Annotated in this window: 10 protein-coding genes and 1 other RNA gene; 7 read left to right on the forward strand and 4 right to left on the reverse strand. The window is 34.8% G+C overall.

Annotated elements, in window-relative coordinates; all coding sequences use genetic code 11:
* Window positions 1-45 precede the first annotated feature (45 nt).
* The 6 genes from gpsB to ACEPXG_RS07765 all read left to right on the forward strand — a co-directional run bounded on the left by gpsB (window position 46) and on the right by ACEPXG_RS07765 (window position 7,321).
* Window positions 46-339, forward strand: coding sequence for a cell division regulator GpsB (gene gpsB / locus ACEPXG_RS07740; protein ID WP_151699679.1), 294 nt, complete (start codon window positions 46-48; stop codon window positions 337-339).
* 63 nt (window positions 340-402) lie between these two features.
* An RNA gene (gene rnpB, locus ACEPXG_RS07745) (RNase P RNA component class B) lies at window positions 403-790 on the forward strand.
* 130 nt (window positions 791-920) lie between these two features.
* Window positions 921-2,651: a putative bifunctional diguanylate cyclase/phosphodiesterase gene (locus ACEPXG_RS07750; RefSeq protein ID WP_391209049.1), complete on the forward strand. Its 1,731-nt coding sequence runs from the start codon at window positions 921-923 to the stop codon at window positions 2,649-2,651.
* Window positions 2,648-3,775 (forward strand): THUMP domain-containing class I SAM-dependent RNA methyltransferase, encoded by a 1,128-nt coding sequence (locus tag ACEPXG_RS07755; RefSeq protein WP_391209051.1) that lies wholly within the window; start codon window positions 2,648-2,650, stop codon window positions 3,773-3,775. The genes ACEPXG_RS07750 and ACEPXG_RS07755 overlap by 4 nt, the downstream gene beginning before the upstream one ends.
* Before the next feature lie 95 nt (window positions 3,776-3,870).
* Complete coding sequence (locus tag ACEPXG_RS07760) at window positions 3,871-5,775, forward strand: ATP-dependent DNA helicase (protein WP_391209054.1); 1,905 nt, start codon at window positions 3,871-3,873, stop codon at window positions 5,773-5,775.
* Window positions 5,776-5,821: 46 nt separating this feature from the next.
* Window positions 5,822-7,321, forward strand: coding sequence for a carboxypeptidase M32 (locus ACEPXG_RS07765; RefSeq protein ID WP_391209056.1), 1,500 nt, complete (start codon window positions 5,822-5,824; stop codon window positions 7,319-7,321).
* Window positions 7,322-7,712: 391 nt separating this feature from the next.
* Here ACEPXG_RS07765 and ACEPXG_RS07770 read toward each other — a convergent pair whose 3' ends face one another.
* The 4 genes from ACEPXG_RS07770 to ACEPXG_RS07785 all read right to left on the reverse strand — a co-directional run bounded on the left by ACEPXG_RS07770 (window position 7,713) and on the right by ACEPXG_RS07785 (window position 10,752).
* A complete protein-coding gene (locus ACEPXG_RS07770) occupies window positions 7,713-9,380 on the reverse strand; it encodes a b(o/a)3-type cytochrome-c oxidase subunit 1 (RefSeq protein ID WP_391209058.1) in 1,668 nt (555 codons plus the stop codon).
* 1 nt (window position 9,381) lies between these two features.
* On the reverse strand, window positions 9,382-9,858 hold the full coding sequence (locus ACEPXG_RS07775; protein WP_391209832.1) for a cytochrome B5: 477 nt from the start codon (window positions 9,856-9,858) through the stop codon (window positions 9,382-9,384).
* A gap of 134 nt (window positions 9,859-9,992) precedes the next feature.
* Window positions 9,993-10,115 carry a cytochrome c oxidase subunit 2A gene (locus ACEPXG_RS07780; protein ID WP_391209060.1) on the reverse strand — a complete coding sequence of 41 codons (123 nt, stop codon included), beginning with the start codon at window positions 10,113-10,115 and terminating at the stop codon, window positions 9,993-9,995.
* A gap of 184 nt (window positions 10,116-10,299) precedes the next feature.
* Window positions 10,300-10,752, reverse strand: a complete 453-nt coding sequence (locus tag ACEPXG_RS07785; RefSeq protein ID WP_391209062.1) for a chemotaxis protein CheX — start codon at window positions 10,750-10,752, stop codon at window positions 10,300-10,302.
* A gap of 593 nt (window positions 10,753-11,345) precedes the next feature.
* Here ACEPXG_RS07785 and ACEPXG_RS07790 point away from each other — a divergent pair.
* Complete coding sequence (locus ACEPXG_RS07790) at window positions 11,346-14,951, forward strand: dynamin family protein (protein WP_391209064.1); 3,606 nt, start codon at window positions 11,346-11,348, stop codon at window positions 14,949-14,951.
* Window positions 14,952-14,953 lie beyond the last annotated feature (2 nt).

Below are 14,953 nucleotides of genomic sequence, written 5' to 3' on the forward strand. Positions count from 1 at the left end.
TGCTATAATACTGTTAGCGAAATGTAGATGGAAGGAAGATACCGCATGGAAATGAAATTAAAGGCTTCGGAGATACTAGAAAAAGAATTTAAAACAGGCTTAAGAGGTTATAACCAAGAAGAAGTTGATATGTTTTTAGATGATATTATTCAAGATTATGAGGCATTTGAAAAACAAATTTCCCAACTTCAACTAGAAAACAAACAATTAAAAGAGGAATTAACAGAAGTTCCTAAAAGAGTTCAACAAGCTCCACAAACAGGAGCAACTAATTTTGATATATTAAAACGACTATCTCATTTAGAAAAACATGTTTTTGGAAGTAAATTGTACGAATAATTATATTAATTGATAAGCATTGTAACTAGGTAATACATCGTATATACTAGAAATACCACTTATATATTCGGGCAATCGCTGCAATGCTAGACATTGTAGAGGAAAGTCCATGCTCACACAATTCTGCGATGAATGTAGTGTTCGTGCTTAGTGAAAAAATAAACTAAGGCAGCTAGATTAGCTGACGGCGGGATGAAGGCCTAAGTTCTATTATGGGATATGGCTGAAAATCTCTGAAAGTGCCACAGTGACGTAGCTGTATAGGAAACTATACAGGTGGAACGAGGTAAACCCCACGAGTGAGAAACCCAAATTATGGTAGGGGCATTTTCTTGAAGGAATTGAACGGATAGAAGAACAGAAGTAATTCTGTAGATAGATGATTGCCATCTACATCGTACGAGGTAAAGCACCGTTTGAGTACCGTAGAGACAAAACATGGCTTATTGAATGTATGAGTGGCTAAAAATAAATGATTAAAAAGCTCTCCATTCATAGGAGGGCTTTTCTATTCTTATATAATTTGAACATGAAAAACTTTGGAAGTAATCTTAATAATTAGGGAAGGTAGGTAATCAATAATGAAAAAAGTGCAACCACCTGATCAAATTTATTTGTTCCCAAATAAATTAGTGGATGAAGTTTTTCATTCAACTACTGAAGGAATTATGATTACTGACAATCAAATGAACATCTTACTGGTAAACACTGCTTTTGAAATGGTTACGGGGTTTTCACAAGAAGAAGTTCGTGGAAAAAACCCGCGAATATTACAATCCGGCAAGCAAGATGAATTATTTTATGCACATATGTGGAATACTATAAAAACTAAAGGTGCTTGGCAAGGTGAGATTTGGAATAAAAGAAAAAACGGGGACATTTATCCAGAACTCTTATCTATTTCAAGTATTATGAATGATCAAGGGGAAATTACCTATTTTTTTGGGGTTTTTTCTGATATATTCCATGAAAAAGTAGTAGAAAAAGAATTAGAAGAAATGACTATTACGGACCCTTTAACGAATATCGGGAATCGTAACTTCTTTAATGAATCTTTAAATAACTTGATACATATTTCAAAACAAAATGAGTATAAGCATGCTGTGCTTTTTATAGATTTAGATCGGTTTAAACAAATTAATGAATCGATTGGTAACGATGGTGGTGATTTAATACTAACAGAAGTCGCTAATCGTATAAATAGTATTGTTCAGCGTAAAGATATCTTTGCAAGATATGGTGGAGATGAATTTTTAATGACTTTAAACAATATTAACCATCAAAAAGAAGCAGCATATTATGCGAAAGAGATAACTAAGTTATTAAATAGACCGTTTTATATTAATGGAGATGAAATATATATAACTTCAAGTATAGGAATTAGTATTTATCCGCAAGATGGTATAAGTGCTAAAAAACTTATACATAAAGCAGATAAAGCCATGTATTTTGCAAAACAAAATGGTCGAAATCAATATGCATTCTATTTTGAAGAATTAAAGAGTGATTCCAAAAGATTACTATTACTTGAATCCGAGCTTAGAAAAGCTATTCAGAAAAAGGAATTCACTATTTACTATCAACCGAAAGTTTCTATTGAAAAACAAGAAATAATTGGTGTGGAAGCTTTGGTTAGATGGCAAAATGAAAAATTAGGATTTGTTTCTCCAGGAGAATTTATCCCTTATGCAGAAGATACTGGTTTAATAATCCCATTAAGTGAAGTGATTATTGAAAAGGTATGTTTGGATATTATCGATTGGCGAAATAAAGGGATACTACATGTTTTAGTGTCTATTAATATTGCGTCTTTACATTTTCAACAAGATGACTTTATAGAAAGAATAAATTCTATTTTAATGCAATATAATTGTAGTCCAAGGCAATTGGAATTAGAGCTAACGGAACGTACGATTATGAATGATACAGAAGGTATTGTGGGAAAGCTTATTAAATTAAAAAATATGGGTTTCAAATTATCTATAGATGATTTTGGAACTGGCTATTCCTCCTTAAGTTACTTAAATCGTTTTCCATTAAATTATTTAAAAATTGATGGCAGCTTTATAAAACAAATAACTTCTTTAAAAGATAAGCAAGCTATTGTAGATTGTATTATTTTGTTGGCTCATCGTTTACATATAAAAGTAGTTGCAGAAGGTGTAGAAACAAAAGAACAAGTTAAGCTTTTAAAAGAAATGGGATGTGATATTATTCAAGGATATTATTACAGCAGACCAATTCCTAGTAAAGAGCTATTGGATTTCTTTGAACTTTGGGAAATTCATAAGAGAGAAAGGAATGTACTATGACAAATTTTAAATTAGTAGCAACTTCAGCAATGGGCTTAGAATCAATCGTTGCAGATGAAGTGAAAGCATTAGGATACGAAACAACAACAGAAAATGGGAAAATCTATTTCGAAGGTGATGAAAGAGCAATAGCTAGAGCGAATGTGTGGTTACGAGTCGCTGACCGTGTCAAAATAGTTGCTGCTCAGTTTCCGGTTAAAACTTTTGACGAACTGTTTGAACGAACGAAAGCGGTACAGTGGGAAAAATTTTTACCTGTAGATGCAGCTTTTCCTGTTCAAGGGAAATCTGTTAAATCTACTTTATTTAGTGTTCCAGATTGCCAAGCAATTGTAAAAAAAGCTGTAGTTGAACGACTAAAATTAGCGCATAAGCGTATTGGTTTCTTGGATGAATCAGGTGCTACTTACAAACTTGAAATTAGTATTTTGAAAGATATTGCTACTATCACAATCGATACAAGCGGGGCGGGTCTCCATAAACGTGGATATCGTCAAGATCAAGGGGAAGCACCTTTAAAAGAAACACTCGCAGCTGCTCTAGTAAAAATATCTAAATGGAATCCAGATCGTCCTTTTGTAGATCCATTTTGTGGGTCTGGTACAATTGCAATTGAAGCTGCTATGATTGGGCAAAATATTGCACCTGGTTTTAACCGAGATTTTCATAGTGAAGAATGGTCATGGATGCCTAAGACTATATGGGAAACCGTCCGAGAAGAAGCGGAAGCACTTACAAATTATGATCAAGAACTACAAATTATTGGTTCAGATATTGATCATAAGATGATTCAAATTGCCGAAAAAAATGCTTTTGAATCAGGCTTTGCTGATATCCTTACATTTAAACAAATGCAAGCACGGGACTTTTCTACGACATTAACGGATGGTGTCATGATTGGTAATCCGCCATATGGAGAACGAATTGGAGAAATTGAAGAGATTGAAAAACTGATAAGTGATCTTGGATATGCGATGGAAAATTATCCTTCATGGTCTGTTTATATGTTGTCTTCGATGGAAAATTTCGAACAATTATATGGTAAAAGAACAACGAAAAAACGAAAACTATTTAATGGATTTATTCGAACGGATTATTATCAATTTTGGGGTAAGCGTTCTTAATATAAGAATATTTTTGTAATTGGGGACATCAGTCTAAGTCTAACGGAAGGGAATTGCTCCTTTCCGTTCTTATTTTATTTTGGAGGAGTTATCATATGAAAAAAGCGTTACCTTTTCAATTATCAAAAGACCGTTCTTTCTTCGAATCATTAGGTGATTGGATGGGAGATGTTTTATACGACGAATTACCAGAGAAAGGATTTGAATGCCGTGATGAACAAATCTTTATGGCATATCAAATTGAAAAAGCATTGAAAGAAAAAAATGTATTATTTGCGGAAGCTGGAGTAGGTACCGGAAAAACAATTGCCTATTTATTACCAGCCATCTCTTACGCAAGGTATACGGGAAAGCCTGCTTTAATTGCTTGTGCGGATGAAACATTAATAGAGCAATTAGTTAAAGAAGCAGGGGATATCTTTAAACTGCAAAATTATTTAGATATTACAATTGATGTTCGATTAGCAAAGTCACGCAATCAATATTTGTGTTTGAAACGTTTGGAAGATGCGCAAAAAGATTTAGACAATGAATATTTCTTAGAAGAAATAGAGGATCTAATTCCTGACTTTGTCTATGGACATTCTTCTCTTCAGCAAATTTATCCATATGGGGAACGAAGTCAATTTCCTGGAGTAAGCGATGAAGATTGGCAAAAAGTAAATTATCATCCAACCCAACAATGCATGGTATGTGACGTGAGAAATCGATGTGGTCAAACGATTCACCGACAAAATTACAGAGAGTCATCTGATTTAATCATTTGTTCACATGAATTCTTAATGGAACATATTTGGACAAAAGAATCGAGAATAAGAGAAGGACAGCTACCATTACTTCCCGAAGTTTCGATGACAGTATTAGATGAAGGCCATTTATTGGAATTTGCAGCACAAAAAGCTCTGACGTATGAAATACAAAGTGAGACGCTTGTTCGTTTACTGGAAAGAATTATGGTAGATGGTATTAGAGAAAAAACATTATACTTAATGGAGCAATTACAAGAAGCGCATGACGAAATATTTGGTCAAATAAGAAAAAATAGTATAACCCAAGATAGTGAACGTATGACAATTGAAAAATCAGATTTACTGATACAAACATGTAAAAAGGCAATAAGAATCACTAATGACTTATTAGAAGAGTTTGTTTTTGAATCTGAACTATATACGATTCCAGAATATGAACTTCGTATGGTCGAGGAATTTTTAGAACAATATTCTTTCTCTTTACGCTTATTCACGGAAAAAGGGGATGGAGTAGAGTGGCTAGAAATAATTGATGGACATGAAACGTTAATCATTATGCCGCGTCTAGTTACAGATATATTAAATGAAAAACTATTCACTTCTAAAATGCCCATCATTTTCTCTTCCGCAACATTATCGATTCAAAAAGATTTTACGTATATTTCGGATTCATTAGGAGTAGAAAAGTTTCAATCATTTTCTGTAGCATCACCTTTTAATTATGATGAAGTGATGAAAATCTATGTGGAAGAAATAGAACAAGAAAACAAAACAGCATATGTTCATAAATTACTGGAAGAAAAACAACAGACATTAATTTTATTTAAATCGAAAGCAGCAATGGATCAATTTAGATTATCTACCTCTAAAAAAAGCGATATCGTATTTGAAGGGGAACGTGAACTTTCTACTATTGTGAAAGAATTTCAAAATGGAGACTTTGCTACACTTTGTTCCTATCATTTATGGGAAGGTCTTGATTTACCAGAAAAGGCTTTAACGAGAGTCATTATTTTTGATTTACCGTTCCCACCTGTTGATCCATTATTCGATGCAAAACGTACGTTTTCTAATGATCCATTTGAGGAAGTAGATTTACCGTTTATGCTATTAAGACTTCAGCAAGGTATCGGAAGACTTATTAGGACTTCTAATGATTATGGTGAGATTCATATTCTGCTAAATGCTGAAGAAGCTGAAACAGAAAGTCGTTTTGTGAATATTTTGCCAACATCTATTCAACCTTCATAAACTTATGGTAAGCTAAAATTGAAATGGATAAAAGGGGGATGTAATTTTGACACTTGAACAACAGTTTCTAAACTATGTAAAAAAGATTGGTGCCTACAATGAAGCATTAGGGGTATTATATTGGGATATGCGCACTGGGGCACCTAAAAAAGGAATAGACCAACGTTCTGAAGTTGTGGGTGTTCTTGCAACAGATGTATTTAATCTATCTACTTCGGAAGAATTAAAGCAATTATTAGATGAATTAGAACCAACGATTGGTACTGCTAATAGTGTAACGAAACGTGTATTTGAAGAAGTAAAAAAACAATATGAACTAAGTAAAAAAATACCTGCTGATGAATATAAAAAGTTTGTCATTCTGCAATCTAAATCAGAATCTGTTTGGGAAGAAGCAAAATCCAAAAATGATTGGGAAATGTTCAAACCTTATTTAACAGAAATGGTTGAAACGTTAAAGAAATTCGTAACGTACTGGGGAGTTAAGGATGATAATCCGTACAATGTCCTTTTGGATCAATATGAACCTGGAATGACGACGGAAGTGTTGGATACAGTATTTGGTGACTTAAGGAACCGTATTGTCCCGTTATTGAAGAAAATTTCTGAATCTCCAAATCAACCAAATACAGATTTCTTATTTAAACATTTTGATAAGAAGCAACAAGAAGCTTTTAGTCTAGATGTACTTAAGCAATTAGGCTATGATTTTGAAGCTGGAAGATTAGATGAAACGGTTCATCCATTTGCTACCGGTTTAAATCGTGGAGATGTACGAATTACAACGAAATACGATGAATCAGATTTCCGTTCTGCGGTATTTGGGACAATTCATGAATGTGGTCATGCCATATACGAACAGAATGTGGGAGAAGAGTTGACAGGGACACCTTTATCTGGTGGTGCTTCTATGGGAATACATGAGTCTCAATCATTGTTTTATGAGAATTTTGTAGGACGTAATCCGAAGTTTTGGGAACAAAACTATGAGAAATTACAAAGTTATTCTCCAGAACAATTCGGAGATGTTGCAATGGAAGACTTTTTACGTGCGATAAATGAAGTGAAGCCTTCACTAATTCGAATAGAAGCTGATGAGCTGACTTATGCGCTACATATTATGATTCGTTACGAAATTGAAAAAGGTTTATTCAATGGAGATTTAAAAGTAGAAGAATTACCAGAGATTTGGAATGCAAAATATGAGGAATATCTTGGTGTTCGACCAGAGACAAATGCAGAAGGAATTCTACAAGACGTGCATTGGGCAGGGGCAAGTTTTGGATATTTCCCATCATACGCTTTAGGATATATGTATGCATCTCAATTTAAAGCTGCAATGTTAAAAGATATACCAAACTTTGATGAACTATTTGAAAAAGGAGATTTATCTCCAATTAAAGAATGGCTTACGCAAAATGTCCATCAATATGGAGCACTTAAAAAACCATTAGAAATATTAAAAGATACAACAGGGGAAGGGCTTAACGGCAATTACCTTGCAGACTATTTAGAAGAAAAATATACAAGACTATATCAATTATAATATATGTAAAGAGAACTAAGCTGCAAAGTTTAGTTCTCTCAGACTGTAGACAAACTCGATAAAAGTCGAGGCTGCCTACAGTCTTTTTTCTATTAATATAGAAAAGGAAGAAAATAATGTCCGAAATTGTATTTTTGTCCGCTTTTAAAAGAGTAGGACAGCATCTTATCTCTCTTTATCCAAACCAAAAGCATCGTGCCTTTACGTAATCCAAGAGGGTGACGAACAAACAACCGCTACAAGATTACCGAAAAAAGTGGATTGAGAAGTGACGCAGTCACTTCTCAATCCACAAAAATTTCCTCGTTAATAGTGGAGCTGATGTTTCGTCCAAAGCACTCTGGAATCGGTTAAGACAAAATGCACTTAAAGGACGCTTGCGTTTTTCTTCCTACCAGAACTTATATCCTCTTGACCCTGGTGGTGCATTTTGGATTATCTCTATAACTGGAATTGTATATGCGAATAATATTAAGGCAATACAAATTGTCAGCCAAATCTTCCAGTTTTCAAGTGCCATTGGAGTTTTTTCAGCATGTTCAGAAACTTCACCTACTGGGAACTCTGTTTCTCCTTTAGGAGCAAACCATAACAAATTTACAACAATATACAGTACTAATACTATACCGATGAAAAGAATAGTACCCCCAACAGCTTGAACAATTTGGTAAGGAATCCATTCAGCTGCTTGAGCAGAATCACCATAAGTAGAAAAAGTAGATCGCCGTGGTGCTCCGAGTAACCCAACAATATGCATTGCTCCTGACATGATGGACATCCCAACTGCCCATACAATTGCTTGAATAATAGCAAGGCGGTTCATTTTTTTCGTTAAAACTCTTCCTGTAAGGTGAGGGATTAACCAATAGGCTGCTCCAAAGAAAGTTAAAAGGACTGTAGTTGCCACTGTAAGATGAAAATGACCTGTTACCCAAATCGTATTATGAATAAGTTGGTTCATTTGATGAGAAGCATTTATAATACCCCCAGCACCTGCTGGTATAAATGCTACCATACCGATAAAAGGAACTATAAATCGTGCATCACTCCATGGTAATTTTTTTACCCAACCGAATAAGCCTTTACCGCCTAATGCACGTCCACGAGTTTCAAAAGTTGCAAACATCGAAAAAGCTGTTAATAGTGAAGGGATAACTACCATTAGAGTTAAAATAACTTGTAAAAATTTCCAAAAAGAACTAATTCCAGGTTCGACTAATTGATGATGAAATCCTACTGGAATTGAAAACAAAAGGAACAAAATAAATGACATTCTAGCAAGAGAATCGGAGAAAATTTTCCCGCCAATAATTTTCGGAATAACAACATACCAGATCATATATGCTGGTAATAACCAAAAATAAACTAGAGGGTGACCAAAATACCAGAACAGTGTCCGTGAAAGTAACACATCTACTTTATCTACCCAGCCCAAGGACCAAGGGATAAGTTGAAATACAACCTCAACTGCAACTCCTAATGATGATATAATCCACATTGTTAAATTCACTACCACCATAAAAGTTAGAAGAGGACTAGGTTGCCCTGGGTTTGCTTTTCTCCATTCCATATACTTTAAAATTTGACTAGCTCCACCTATCCAAGATCCAACGACTACTAAAGCTAAACCTACGTAGAAAATCCAGTGGGCTTGCAGTGGTGCATAAAACGTATATAATACAGATGCTTTATTAAGTAAAACCATAGTCGAAGCAGCAGTGGTACCAATAGTCATTGTCCAAAAACCAATCCAACCTAATAAGCGTTGTTTGTCTGTTAATGTACCTGAAGTTCTACTCACTGCAGCAATTTGAAAACCAAAAATGAAATAAGTAGTTAATATAAGACCAAGTAAAACACCGTGCACAGTTAAAATTTGATAATAGGTAATTCCCCAAGGGAGTGTAAACTGACCGGAACGGACTAATGTTTGTAACAGGCCACAAAGCCCGCCGATTGCCAATGCTATAAATGCAACATAGATATGTGCAAGCGCTAATTTTCCATCTCTTTTATCCACTTCGGCAAAACCTTTTGCTCTATCTGAAATAGTTGCCATTTTACTCTACCACCTTTAGCATCGAAGTCATGGAGGCATGCCCAAGTCCACAATATTCATTGCATAATATTAGATACTCTCCAGCTTTATCAACTGTTGTTACATATTCAGATACATAACCTGGCTCAAGTATCATGTTAATATTTGTTCCTACTACTTGAAAACCATGCACTACATCTTTAGTAGTTGCGATAAACTTAACTTTTGAACCTAAAGGAACTTCAATTTCAGGGGGATTATAGTAAAATGCCAGAGCAACAAAAACAACCTCGTAATCCCAGTCTTTCCCTTCCACTTTATGAACACCTGGGTTATTGAAAGGGGCAATTTCATCCACTCGCTCAGGATCAACATACACTTTTGCGCTTGGTGGGTGAGAACCATAATGGAATGCGCTAAAACCAACAACTACCAAAAATAAAACAAGTGATCCAATTCCAAATGTTAACCACCATTTTTCATACTTATGAATATGAATCATCTCAATCCTCCAATTTAATCAATTAGACCTTGGTGGATATCTTTACAACTTTTGAATGGAGCATTTTAACTCCTTATAAAAATTTGTGACATCCAATGAAAGCCTTCACTTTATTCTGAATGGGATCGAACTTAGAATCGTTCCATAAACAAGTAAAATGCCAAGAACCATGTGACTAAAATAAATGCGCCTAAAAATCCAACAGAATACAATGTACCCTTCAAATCGGGCTCTTTTTCCGGCTTATTCGACATTTGATTTCCTCCTCCTGTAAAAGATGTTCTTGTGTACTTAATCATAAATAGAAATGAGCGGAGATGATGTGATAAATGTCACACTAGAAAGCGATTATGTGAATTAAATGTGAAGATTAGAAAAGAGAAAAAATTTTTTTCAATAAAAAAAGACTTTCTCATAGTAGAAAGTCCTAGGAAATCATTATTCATCAATTGTTAAAATTATTAATAAATCACCAATTCCCGCTATTTCGACAGGAAGTTTAAAAGCACTCTTGAATCCAAACAGCTTAGTGGTGCCAACGATAACGGTAGGTGGGGTTATGTCAATTTCAACACCATTTCCTGCTACGGAAGTACATAAATTACCTGCAATCATATTTCCTAACTCACCAGTAAAAGATTCAAGCATTTCTCCCTCTAGTGGCATGCCAAACATTGTTGCACCAATAGATGAAAAGCATTTTGCGGTGGAATCTATAATAATTCGTCCTTTTACATCCCCAATAATTCCTATGAGTACGGCCATTTCTTTTTGTTCAAATGGTTGTACCATTAGTGAAGGCGATTTAATTTCCATCGGAAGAGGGATTACAGATTTTAATGATTGTATTGTGCCATTTAGTATCGTTTGTATGTGTTTTGACTCACTCATTTTTTCCCTCCATCTAGTAAAGATGGCTTAATTTTAGCATAAAAGTAATCTTAAATGAATACTTTATGTAGAAAATGTCGAAATGCTGTGTTATTATTTAAATGAGAATGAATTTCAAATTCACTTGAAAGGACGATTTGTATGATAGTTTTATTAATCGGATCGACAATTCTGTTATATACTGGGGTTACAGCTTATGTATTACGTTCTACATCCCCACAAGCTAAATAACATCATTAATCATAGATGACTACATTTGATCTTTTTTAACAAAGACAAATGGAGGCATCTTTTTTTTGTTATTTTATATTAATACGCAGGCTCGTCGCAGAAAATATAATGAACGCTTTTGCGTATGAAAAACAGTGCTCCTGCGCGAGCTCGTCGCAGAAAATATAATGAACGCTTTTGCGTATGAAAAACAGTGCTCCTGCGCAGGCTCGTCGCAGAAAATATAATGAACGCTTTTGCGTATGAAAAACAGTGCTCCTGCGCAGGCTCGTCGCAGAAAATATAATGAACGCTTTTGCGTTCATTATATTTTTGCTATGATGTACATATATTGTCGAATTATAAAGGGGAATTATTTTTTAATGGTGAATATAGAAGAGCTCCATATTATAAAAGAACGAAATGCGTTACTTGCAACATTATTCCAACAAAATAAAGATGATGAACGTTTTGCAAAAGCAAAATCATTTGCAGGGAAATTGGAAAAAGAGACGTTTACTATAGCATTTGCTGGGCATTTTTCAGCAGGTAAATCTAGCATGATTAATGCTTTAGTTGATGAACAATTGCTCCCAACAAGCCCAATTCCCACTTCTGCTAATATTGTAACTGTGCAAAAGACGGATGAAAATTATGCGCTCGTGCACTTTCTGGATAGAGCACCTGTAAAGTTTTCCGGAGAATATGATATTCAACTAGTTAAAAAATATTCGAAAGATGGGAGTAACGTTTCTCAAATCGAGATTGGCCATTCTGGATCTCATTTGCCAGAAGGAATAACTGTTATGGATACTCCTGGTGTGGATTCAACAGATGATGCACATCGTGTTTCGACAGAATCTGCACTTCATCTTGCGGATATCGTGTTCTACGTCATGGATTATAATCATGTTCAGTCTGAACTTAATTTTCAATTTACGAAGCAATTACTTCATTATAATGAGAATGTATATTTAATTGTAAACCAAGTTGATAAACATAGAGAAGAAGAATTATCATTTGAAGATTTTAAACAATCAGTTGCGCGTGCATTTAAAGCGTGGGCAGTCGAACCAAAAGATATTTTCTACACTTCTTTAAAAGATAAAAACCTCCTTCATAATGACTTTTCAAATGTGCAAAAAATTGTTCAACATTCCATTCAAAATAAAGATGATTATTTTCTTACTGCTGCTAATGCCACTTTAAAGAAGCTAACGGATGAACATAGAAAGTTTTTAGAGGATGAAAAAGCACTATGTTTAGAAACATTTGAAGACCAATTAACAGAAGAAGAATGGGTTAATAAAGAAGAGATAAAAGAACAACTAGCAATTTCTAATAAGCAAACAGAGCTTCAGGACATAAGCCTTTGGAAAAAAACTTTTGAAGAACAACGGAAATCCATGCTAGAAAATGCCTCTATTATGCCTTATGAAATGCGTGATTTTCTCAAATTATACGCGGAAGGCATGCAGAGTTCATTTAAAGTTGGATTTATCGGAAGTAAAAAGAAAACAGAAGATGAAAGACAAAGAAGATTAGAAGAGGCAAGACAAAACCTCGAAAAAGTTATTACGACTAATATTACTTTTCATCTAAAACAATTGATGAAAGGAATGCTAAAAGATGTTTCGCTTTTAACTTCCGAACGCACGAACGAAATAGATGAGAGAGTTTTTGAAATTTCTTCATCTCTTATTAGTGGGACATTACATGATGGTGCAAGTACAACGGGAGATGCGCTTCAACATTTTGCTAATCGTGTTCGAGATGCTGTTATTCGATTTTTTATCGTGGAAACGGATAGTTGGAAAGAACAAAAAATCCGTTTTATGCATGAACATCCAATAGAAGAAACAGAAAAGATTGAGCAAAAAACGCAAATTTTGAATGGCAAGATGTTGGCAATTCATACAATAGAAGAACTCGATGTTAAACTCAATTCATTTGAACACGCGATTAAAACGCCTGCCTTGGCGCTGAGAAATGACCGCGATCAATTGATGTTGGAATGGGAAAATGAACGACATATTTTCAGGAATTCTATAACAGAGTTTGATCCGTCATTAGTGGAAAAGGAACAGAAGATTGAACAAAGGTCATTTACAGAAAAAGTTGAATCGAATGAGATAATACTTCCTACAGAAGCAGTTTTAAAAAGAGCAAATAGAATGGGTGAAGTATTAAAACAATTACCGGATTTCCAGGAAGCTGCTGACATTATTAAGCGGAAAGCAAAACGGGTAGAAAACCAACAATTTACAATTGCTTTATTTGGGGCATTTAGTGCGGGTAAATCAAGCTTTTCAAATGCATTAATGGGAGCAAATGTATTACCTGTCTCACCGAATCCAACAACTGCTGCAATTAATAAAATTCATCCGGTTTCAGAAAAACATCCGCATAACACGGCAGATGTGGCATTCAAAACAAAAGAACAATTATTTGAAGATGTAGCCTTTGCTTATAGCCAATTAGGGATTACGGTTTTGTCTTTAGATGATGCAATTGATCAGGCAAGTATTGTAATGAAGCAAGCTGTAGCAGAAGAAGTGCATAAATCTTTTATTATTGCTTTTTATAAAGGCTACGCAACTTTCCAACATCAACTAGGTAAAGTGCTTCGAGTATCGGGTGAAGAGTTTGGGAAGTATGTGGCAGAAGAATCGAGAAGTTGTTTTGTCGACTTCATTGATTTTTATTATGACTGTGAACTGACGAGACTTGGGGTCACATTAGTAGATACACCAGGAGCAGATTCTATCAATGCACGGCATACTGGGGTTGCGTTTGATTATATTCGAAATGCAGATGCCGTCCTATTTGTTACGTATTTTAATCATGCATTTGCAAAAGCAGACCGAGAGTTTTTAATTCAGCTAGGGCGCGTGAAAGATGCTTTTGAACTAGATAAAATGTTTTTTGTTGTGAACGCCATTGATCTTGCTGATACGGAAGAGGAAGCAAGTCTTGTGAAGCAATATGTGCAAGAGGAACTACAACGTTTCGGTATTCGGTTCCCAAGAGTATACGGTGTATCTAGCTTACAAGCGTTAAAAGAAAAGGTTGAATCTACTACATTACATGAAGGAATGGTACAATTTGAGAAAGAATTCCTTCGGTTTTTAGATAAAGACTTGAAACAAATTGCAGTAACCTCATTAGAGGAAGAAGCAACCCGTCAGCAGACTAAATTGTTTACATTAATCGAACAAACGGAAGCAAATCTTGCGAGAAAAGATGCAAGGCTACAAGAATTGCGTGAGCAAGAGCAAAATATTCGTAAGCGCTTTGCAAGCTCCATGTCTGCTATTACCGCGAAAGAGGCAAAGCAAGAGCTTGAAACCTTGTTATATTATGTTCTTCAACGAGTATATTATCGTTTCAATGAATTTTTTAAAGAAGCATATAATCCATCGCTATTTACAAATAAATCGGGTAACTTGGCTTTAGAAATAGCATTAAAGGATATTCTTGGCATGTTGCGATTTGATTTAGAGCAAGAAATGCGAGTGACTAACTTCCGTGTGCTGCAATTTATTCAAAAACAAATAAAACAGTTGGAAAAAGAAGAATTGCGGGTATTAAAAGACTGGAATGCAAGTTTTACATTTACACCACATGAAAGCGGAAAATGGGATTTATTGGAATTCGCTGGTCCGTTTAAAGAAATAGCGAAATATGACAACGTCAAATCATACTTTAGAAATACGAAATCATTTTTTGAAAAAAATGAAAAAGAAAAACTGCGGGATGCTTTATCTGAACAAACAAAAATAGAGGCACAGGCTTATATAGAAAAAGAACAGTCAAGACTTTCTAAGTGGGTAGAGCAGTGTGTGGATTTGGAAACAGAATCTGTTCGATTAAAGTGGTTAAATGAATCTGTTGCACAAATCGAGGCCGAACGAAAATTATTGGAGCAGGAAGAAATACTTGCAAAATGGAAGAAAATTTACGAACGTGTTTCTAATGAAGGGGGATAATA

Source organism: Psychrobacillus sp. L4 (genome assembly GCF_042944905.1).
GTDB lineage: Bacteria > Bacillota > Bacilli > Bacillales_A > Planococcaceae > Psychrobacillus.

What these genes read in the sequence shown, in the direction of transcription:
- gpsB (WP_151699679.1), top strand. Translation starts at nt 46, where the DNA reads ATGGAAATGAAATTAAAGGCTTCGGAGATACTAGAAAAAGAATTTAAA.
- ACEPXG_RS07750 (WP_391209049.1), top strand. Translation starts at nt 921, where the DNA reads ATGAAAAAAGTGCAACCACCTGATCAAATTTATTTGTTCCCAAATAAA.
- ACEPXG_RS07755 (WP_391209051.1), top strand. Translation starts at nt 2,648, where the DNA reads ATGACAAATTTTAAATTAGTAGCAACTTCAGCAATGGGCTTAGAATCA.
- ACEPXG_RS07760 (WP_391209054.1), top strand. Translation starts at nt 3,871, where the DNA reads ATGAAAAAAGCGTTACCTTTTCAATTATCAAAAGACCGTTCTTTCTTC.
- ACEPXG_RS07770 (WP_391209058.1), bottom strand. Translation starts at nt 9,380, where the DNA reads ATGGCAACTATTTCAGATAGAGCAAAAGGTTTTGCCGAAGTGGATAAA.
- ACEPXG_RS07780 (WP_391209060.1), bottom strand. Translation starts at nt 10,115, where the DNA reads ATGTCGAATAAGCCGGAAAAAGAGCCCGATTTGAAGGGTACATTGTAT.
- ACEPXG_RS07785 (WP_391209062.1), bottom strand. Translation starts at nt 10,752, where the DNA reads ATGAGTGAGTCAAAACACATACAAACGATACTAAATGGCACAATACAA.
- ACEPXG_RS07790 (WP_391209064.1), top strand. Translation starts at nt 11,346, where the DNA reads ATGGTGAATATAGAAGAGCTCCATATTATAAAAGAACGAAATGCGTTA.